This is a genomic window from Neisseria sp. HMSC055H02, from assembly GCF_001813335.1.
Lineage (GTDB): Bacteria > Pseudomonadota > Gammaproteobacteria > Burkholderiales > Neisseriaceae > Neisseria > Neisseria sicca_C.
This window is the reverse complement of sequence record NZ_KV812070.1, coordinates 1-7,093: the sequence shown is the minus strand read 5'-3', so window position 1 is coordinate 7,093 and position 7,093 is coordinate 1. Positions and strand designations below refer to the sequence as shown.

The window sequence follows — 7,093 nt, the reverse complement described above, 5'->3', positions numbered from 1 at the left end:
GAAGGTTAGGATGGGGGTGGTTCTATGGCTTTGGGTAAAATCAAATTCGTTCAGCCTGTAGCCCCCTCCCCAGCCAGACGAGAGAGATTGAAGACCGCAGATAAAAACAAGGTCGTCTGAAAACCTGAATCCCAAGTTTTCAGACGACCTCTTTATTTTCAAACCTGACTTACTTGACGCGTCCTGCTTTCAACACGCGTTGGGCGAAGAACACCATGCCTGTGATGAAAAATGCCAGTCCCAGCCAGGATGCGGTGGTTTCCCAGTTTTCTAGACCCAGCGCGAGCGGGGCGTCGGAGCCACCGTTGGTCACAGAGAAGGCGATGATGAATGCCATCACTACGCCGACCAGGCTTTCGCCGACAATCAAACCGGCGGAGAACAAGGTTCCGATGCGTTCGGCGTTTTTCAGACGACCTTCTCGGTTTTCCGCTTTTTTGCTGATGATGTGTTTCAACACCGCCGCCAACACTGCGCCGATCACGATAGGCATATTGATGGACGGGGGCAGGTAGATGCCCATGCCGACTGCGAGGACAGGCAGTGCGCGTTTGCCGCCGGACGATTTTTTCAACACCAAATCGACGACGATCAACACCGCGCCGATCGCGATACCGGTGAAGATGTACGCCCATTCAAGGTTGTGGGCGAAAATACCTGACGCGATAGTCGTCATCAAAGTCGCTTGCGGAGCCGCCAAGGCCTGTGCCGCGTCCATGCCTTCGCGCGGCATTGCGCCGGTAAAGCCATAAGCTTCGTAGAGCAGTTCCAACACGGGTGAGATGACGAATGCGCCGACGATACAGCCGATAATCAACGCAATCTGTTGTCTCCAAGGCGTTGCTTTGAGCAGGTAGCCGGTTTTCAAGTCTTGCAGGTTGTCGTTGGAAATCGAAGCCACACAAATCACTGCCGAGCCGCAGAACAAGGTCAGAGCCAGCAAGAATTTGCGGTTGGCTTCATCCGCCATCAAGCTGCCAGATTCACCTACGACCAACAACACCAGCGAAATGATGACGATGGAAACGATGCCCACACCCGAAATCGGGCTGGAAGACGAGCCGACCAAACCCGCCATATAACCGCAGGCGGCGGCGACCAAGAAGCCGATGATGGAAGCCAAAAGCGTACAAACGACCACCAAAAGCCAAGCCATGCCGCCTGTAATGTGCGAATCGCCGATAAAGTGATAAAACGATACGCCCAGCACCAGCATCATGGACAATACCCAGAAAATCATGGCCTTAGGTGACAAATCCTGTCCTGTACGTTCCGCCGCAGGCGCACCGCCGCCGAAACTCTTGAACGACATTCTCAAACCTTCCAGCATCGGCTTGAGCAGCATCAAAAGCGTCCAAACCGCCGCGATACCGATGGTACCCGCGCCGATAAAGCGTACTTTTTCCTTCCACAGCTTCATCGCAAACGCCGCCATTTCCATATCGGCAGGCTGCGGGATGTGCGATGAAAAATACGGCACGGCAATGCCCCAAGCAATCGAAATACCCAGCAGGATGGCGATACCGCCCGTCAGTCCGACCAGATAGCCCGCGCCCAACAATGCCAGCGAAAAGCCCATCGGCAGTTGGAAAATCGCCGTACCGCTTTTGAACCAATAACTCGCACTGTCGGCAATCACGCGCAAACCGTTGGCACAAAAGCTCATAAAGCCCGCCAACGCGCCGCCTGCCGCCAGCTCTTTAATGCCGCTACCGCCCTGACGGCCTTCCTCTTCCTCGTGGCTGCCGACTTTCAAAATCTCCGCCGCCGCCACGCCTTCGGGATAAGGCAACTCGCTTTTCACCACCATCGCGTAACGCAGCGGAATGGTGAAAATCCCCCCCAAAATCCCGCCCGCCATACACAACAGTGCAGTCTGCCAAAACGGGAAACCGCTCCAATAGCCTGCCATCAACAAACCGGGCAGGACAAAAATAATGCTCGACAAAGTACCCGCCGCCGAAGCCTGCGTCTGCACCATATTGTTTTCCAAAATATTGCTGCCTTTGAAAAACTTCAAAACCGCCATCGAAATCACCGCAGCCGGAATCGACGAAGCAAAGGTCAGACCGACTTTCAAACCGAGATAAACGTTTGACGCGGTAAAGATCACGGTAATCAGCGCACCGAGTATCATGCCCCGAAGCGTCAGCTCGCGGTAGTCCGCATAAGGATCGTGAGTGGATTGTGTCATCGTAGATAGCCTTTCGGTTAAGAAAAAACATACGGCAGGCTCGAACCGGCTGCCGAATCTGCCTTTATAGTGTTGCGACAGCAAGGAAATGTCAAGTTAGACAAAGAATATGCAAAGAAAGCGGAAAGGCAAAAGGTCGTCTGAAACCTTAAATCCCCCTTTTCAGACGACCTTTCCCCCGTCTCGTCCGCACGATTTACGGTATAATTCCCATCTTTATCCATTGTTTTCCCAAGCATAAACCATGACACGCAAAATCCTCGTTACCTCCGCCCTGCCCTATGCCAACGGCAGCATCCACCTCGGCCACATGGTCGAACACATCCAAACCGACGTTTGGGTGCGCTTTCAAAAACTGCGCGGCCACGAGTGCCACTACTGCTGCGCCGACGACACCCACGGCACGCCCGTGATGCTTGCCGCTCAAAAACAAGGCATCGCGCCCGAAGACATGATTGCCAAAGTGCGCGAAGAACATCTCGCCGACTTCACCGGCTTTCTCATCGGCTACGACAATTATTACAGCACCCATTCCCCTGAAAACAAACAGTTTTCCCAAGACATTTACCGCGCGCTGAAAGCCAACGGCAAAATCGAAAGCCGCGTCATCGAGCAGCTTTTCGACCCCGAAAAACAAATGTTCCTGCCCGACCGCTTCGTTAAAGGCGAATGCCCCAAATGCCACGCCCAAGACCAATACGGCGACAACTGCGAAGTCTGCGGCACGACCTATTCCCCGACCGAACTGATCAACCCGTATTCCGCCGTTTCCGGTGCCAAACCCGAATTGCGCGAATCCGAACACTTCTTCTTCAAACTGGGCGAATGCGCCGACTTCCTCAAAGCATGGACTTCCGGCAACAACCCGCACGACGGCAAGCCCCATCTGCAACCAGAAGCCCTCAACAAAATGAAAGAATGGCTGGGCGAAGGCGAAGAAACCACCCTGTCCGACTGGGACATTTCCCGCGACGCGCCGTATTTCGGTTTTGAAATCCCCGACGCGCCGGGCAAATACTTCTACGTCTGGCTCGACGCGCCCGTCGGCTACATGGCGTCGTTTAAAAACCTGTGCGACCGCATCGGCATCGATTTTGACGAATACTTCAAAACCGACAGCCAAACCGAGATGTACCACTTCATCGGCAAAGACATCCTCTATTTCCACGCCCTGTTCTGGCCTGCCATGCTGCATTTCTCCGGCCACCGCGCCCCGACCGGCGTGTACGCACACGGCTTTTTGACCGTCGACGGACAAAAAATGTCCAAATCGCGCGGCACCTTCATCACTGCCAAATCCTATCTGGAACAAGGCCTGAACCCCGAGTGGATGCGCTACTACATCGCTGCCAAACTCAACAGCAAAATCGAAGACATCGATTTGAACCTGCAAGACTTTATCAGCCGCGTCAACAGCGACCTCGTCGGCAAATACGTCAACATCGCCGCCCGTGCGTCAGGTTTCATCGCCAAACGCTTTGAAGGTCGTCTGAAAGATGTTTCAGGCAGCGCATTGCTGGCAAAACTCGCCGCCGAAAGCGACACCATCGCCGAGCAATACGAAAACCGCGAATACGCCCGCGCCCTGCGCGACATCATGGCATTGGCGGACGCCGTGAACGAATACGTCGATGCCAACAAGCCGTGGGAGCTCGCCAAACAGGAAGGTCAAGACGAACGCCTGCACGAAGTATGCAGCGAACTCATCAACGCCTTCACCATGCTGACCGCCTACCTCGCTCCCGTATTGCCGCAAACCGCCGCCAACGCCGCGCGTTTCCTCAATCTGGACGCGATTACCTGGGCGAACACGCGCGAAACCTTGGGCGAACACACCATCAACAAATACGAACATTTAATGCAACGAGTGGAGCAAAAACAAGTGGACGATTTAATCGAAGCCAACAAACAAAGCATTGCCGCCGCAGCAGCGCCTGTTGAAGACAGCAAATACGAAAAAGTCGCCGAACAGGCGAGCTTCGACGACTTCATGAAAATCGACATGCGCGTCGCCAAAGTATTGAACTGCGAAGCCGTCGAAGGCAGCACCAAACTCTTAAAATTCGACCTCGATTTCGGTTTTGAAAAACGCATCATCTTCTCCGGCATCGCCGCGTCTTATCCCAACCCCGCCGAATTGAACGGCCGCATGGTCATCGCCGTCGCCAACTTCGCCCCGCGCAAAATGGCAAAATTCGGCGTATCCGAAGGCATGATCCTCTCCGCCGCCACCGCCGAGGGCAAACTGAGGCTCCTTGATGTCGATGCAGGCGCACAGCCCGGGGATAAAGTGGGCTAAACGTTAAAAGGTCGTCTGAAAATAGTTTCAGATGACCTTTCTACACGATAACACGTTATGAACATCACTTTATTGCAAGCCTGCCACATCGAGCCGCTTACCCGTGCGCTCTACCAAGAATGGCACGACTTCGCCCCGTGGTCGTCGCTTGAAAAAATCCGTGCCTATTACCGAAAATGTCTGGACGGGGACGGTTTGCCGCTCGCCTTTGCCGCAGTTTCGGAAGACGGACGACTGCTCGGTTCCGCCGCGCTCAAACGCTTCGACATGGAAGAATTTCCGCAATACGAATACTGGCTGGGCGACGTATTCGTATTGGCCGAATATCGAGGCAAAGGCATCGGACACGCGCTCATCACCTATTGCCTGCAAACCGCCCGCTCCTTACGCCTGCCCGCACTTTATCTCTATACGCCTGATGTACAGGCGGTTTACGCCAAATACGGTTGGCGGGAAATCGCGACGCAATGGCACAACGGCGAAACCGTCTCGGTGATGAAACTGGATTTATAGTGGATTAAATTTAAATCAGGACAAGGCGACGAAGCCGCAGACAGTACAGATAGTACGGAACCGATTCACTTGGTGCTTCAGCACCTTAGAGAATCGTTCTCTTTGAGCTAAGGCGAGGCAACGCCGTACCGGTTTAAAGTTAATCCACTATACAAGTCGTCTGAAAACGTAGCAACAGAAATCGCAAGGTTGCGCCTGCTATGTTCAGACGACCCTTCCGACCATTCGTACCCCGTAAACGCCCTTCGGAAGAATTCTCCCCGCCCGCCCGCAAAAACCGTCAAAATCCCTTATAATTCCGAACCTAAACGAATCCCGTCCTGCCGGCAGCGCCGTCGGGACTTGTCTTAACAACGAAAGAAACACTGTGGACAAACTCAAAATCACCGCCAACGGCCCGCTCAACGGCGAAATCACCGTATCCGGCGCGAAAAACGCCGCCCTGCCGCTGATGTGTGCCGGACTCTTGACCTCCGGCACCCTGCGCCTGAAAAACGTACCCATGCTCGCCGACGTCAAAACCACCCAAAAACTGCTGCAAGGCATGGGCGCCCGCGTTTTGACCGACAACGTTCACGAATTCGAAATCGACGGTGCTACCGTCAACAATACCCGCGCCCCCTACGAACTGGTAAAAACCATGCGCGCCTCCATCCTCGTGCTCGGCCCGACGCTGGCGCGTTTCGGCGAAGCCCAAGTCAGCCTGCCCGGCGGCTGCGCCATCGGTTCGCGCCCCGTCGACCAGCACCTCAAAGGCCTCGAAACCATGGGGGCGGAAATCACCATCGAACACGGCTACGTCAAAGCCAAAGGCCGTCTGAAAGGGGCACGCGTCCTGATGGACGTCGTTACCGTCGGCGGCACGGAAAACCTGCTGATGGCGGCAACCCTCGCCGAAGGCACCACTGTTTTGGAAAATTGCGCCATCGAACCCGAAGTCGTCGATTTGGCAGAATGCCTCGTCAAAATGGGCGCAAAAATCAGCGGCATCGGTACATCAACTATGACCGTCGAGGGCGTGAAAGAGCTGCACGGCTGCGAACACAGCGTCGTACCCGACCGCATCGAAGCCGGCACCTTCCTCTGCGCCGTCGCCATGACCGGCGGCAAAGTCGTCCTGCGCAACGCCGCCCCCAAAACCATGGAAGCCGTGTTGGACAAACTCGTCGAAGCAGGCGCGATCATCGAAGCGGGCGACGACTGGATTTCCATCGACATGCAGCAGCGCCCCAAAGCAGTGGACATCCGCACCGTCGTCCACCCCGGCTTCCCGACCGACATGCAGGCGCAGTTTATGGCGATGAACGCCGTTGCCGAAGGCGACAGCCGCGTCGTCGAAACCATCTTTGAAAACCGCTTCATGCACGTTCCCGAACTCAACCGCATGGGCGCGAACATCACCACCGAAGGCAACACCGCCTTCGTCAAAGGCGTGGAAAAACTCTCCGGCGCCGTCGTCATGGCAACCGACCTGCGCGCCTCCGCCAGCCTCGTCATGGCAGGCTTGGTCGCCAGCGGCGAAACCATCGTCGAACGCATCTACCACCTCGACCGCGGCTACGAACACATCGAGAAAAAACTCGGCCAAGTCGGCGCGAAAATCGAGCGGGTACGCGGTTAAGGGCCTCATAATCCCTTGGTCGTGGGTTCGAAACCCACCAGACCCGCTAATTGAATCAATGCCTTGCGTAAGCGGGGCATTTTTTTCAAGTTGACACTGTGTCCAATTTGTGTCTTTACATAGCCTGATTTCGTCCAATATCTCGGCATGGGCTTGAAGATGTTCCGCCGACAAATGTGCGTAACCGCGTACCATCTCAACGCTTTCCCAACCACCCATCTCCTGTAAGGCGCACAACGGCACGCCAGACTGAACCAGCCAGCTTGCCCACGTGTGCCGAAGATCGTGCCAGCGGAAATCAGAAATTCCTGCCTTTTCCAAGGCGTTTTTCCAAATCCTCAAGCTGATGCTTTGAACTTTTCGTCCATTGGAATAAGTAAACACAAATCGGGAATGCTTCCCCATCTGCCTTGATATAGTCAATTAAAAACAAAACAGTACAATACTCAACTTTGAAGGTCTAACC

Annotated in this window: 4 protein-coding genes and 2 pseudogenes; 4 read left to right on the top strand and 2 right to left on the bottom strand. The window is 54.8% G+C overall.

Translation table 11 applies throughout. The features are described 5' to 3' along the window. Positions 1-169 precede the first annotated feature (169 nt). Positions 170-2,194 carry an OPT family oligopeptide transporter gene (locus HMPREF2907_RS02100; RefSeq protein WP_070679532.1) on the bottom strand — a complete coding sequence of 675 codons (2,025 nt, stop codon included), beginning with the start codon at positions 2,192-2,194 and terminating at the stop codon, positions 170-172. A 244-nt stretch (positions 2,195-2,438) separates the two neighbouring features. Here HMPREF2907_RS02100 and metG point away from each other — a divergent pair, with 244 nt between their 5' ends. The 4 genes and pseudogenes from metG to murA all read left to right on the top strand — a co-directional run bounded on the left by metG (position 2,439) and on the right by murA (position 6,627). After that, positions 2,439-4,493 (top strand): methionine--tRNA ligase, encoded by a 2,055-nt coding sequence (gene metG / locus HMPREF2907_RS02095; RefSeq protein WP_070679529.1) that lies wholly within the window; start codon positions 2,439-2,441, stop codon positions 4,491-4,493. Between the two features lie 57 nt (positions 4,494-4,550). Next, positions 4,551-5,006, top strand: a complete 456-nt coding sequence (locus HMPREF2907_RS02090; RefSeq protein ID WP_070679527.1) for a GNAT family N-acetyltransferase — start codon at positions 4,551-4,553, stop codon at positions 5,004-5,006. Then, positions 5,002-5,064, top strand: a pseudogene (locus HMPREF2907_RS13655) (transposase); the annotation flags it as partial. The gene HMPREF2907_RS02090 and the pseudogene HMPREF2907_RS13655, both read left to right, overlap by 5 nt. Positions 5,065-5,373: 309 nt before the next feature. Further along, positions 5,374-6,627 carry a UDP-N-acetylglucosamine 1-carboxyvinyltransferase gene (gene murA, locus HMPREF2907_RS02085; RefSeq protein ID WP_070679523.1) on the top strand — a complete coding sequence of 418 codons (1,254 nt, stop codon included), beginning with the start codon at positions 5,374-5,376 and terminating at the stop codon, positions 6,625-6,627. Here murA and HMPREF2907_RS11535 read toward each other — a convergent pair. Next, positions 6,625-7,044: pseudogene (locus HMPREF2907_RS11535) on the bottom strand (tyrosine-type recombinase/integrase); the annotation flags it as partial. The gene murA and the pseudogene HMPREF2907_RS11535 sit on opposite strands and share 3 nt — an antisense overlap. Between the last annotated feature and the right edge of the window lie 49 nt (positions 7,045-7,093).